Genomic DNA, 589 nt, shown 5'->3' on the forward strand with positions numbered 1-589 from the left:
GCTCGAAGCCGGCGTCTCACGGCGAGAGCACAGGGACAAGGTCGATCAACAAGCGGCCGTGACCATCCTTGAATCCGCGCTTCAGACGGCGCGCCGCGCCATGGAACGGGCCGAACCGGCCGATGGCCGCGGAACAGACAAGAATACTGACACGAAGGCGGACGAATCTGCCTTGTCCGCCAACTCGGAGGGAGACCTCACGTGAGCGACCAGAAGAACGGCCCGGAAAGGCCGGGCCAGTCGCGGACGCCCCAGCGGGGTACTCGAGGGATCTCGGGGGCCTTCCAGGTCGAAGAGCGTTCCGAAGCGCAACTCGACCGACTCAAGAAGCGGCACAACATGTCGCTGGTCGGGGCGATCGCCCTGTTCACCGTGGCCGCGGTTTTCGCCTTTGCGGTGGTCGGCAACAACTTCGGCTGGTTCGAACGCAAGGACTACCGGGGCGAGGGCAAGGAAACCGTCAACTACACGATCGCCGAAGGTGCCTCCACGCAGGAGGTCGCCATGGACCTGGCGAACCAGGACATCGTGGCCAACGGTGAACGCTTCATCGAGACCTTCAACGAAAACCACGAGGGCGAATTCATCC

At 63.5% G+C, this 589-nt stretch carries 2 pseudogenes; both read left to right on the forward strand.

Going from position 1 to position 589, the window contains the following annotated elements:
- Positions 1-205 (forward strand): annotated as a pseudogene (locus tag GTW58_RS14805) (Holliday junction resolvase RuvX); the annotation flags it as partial.
- Positions 202-589, forward strand: a pseudogene (locus tag GTW58_RS13625) (endolytic transglycosylase MltG); the annotation flags it as partial. The pseudogenes GTW58_RS14805 and GTW58_RS13625, both read left to right, overlap by 4 nt.

The sequence above is a fragment of the Kocuria subflava genome (genome assembly GCF_012163155.1).
Taxonomy (GTDB): Bacteria; Actinomycetota; Actinomycetes; order Actinomycetales; family Micrococcaceae; genus Kocuria; species Kocuria subflava.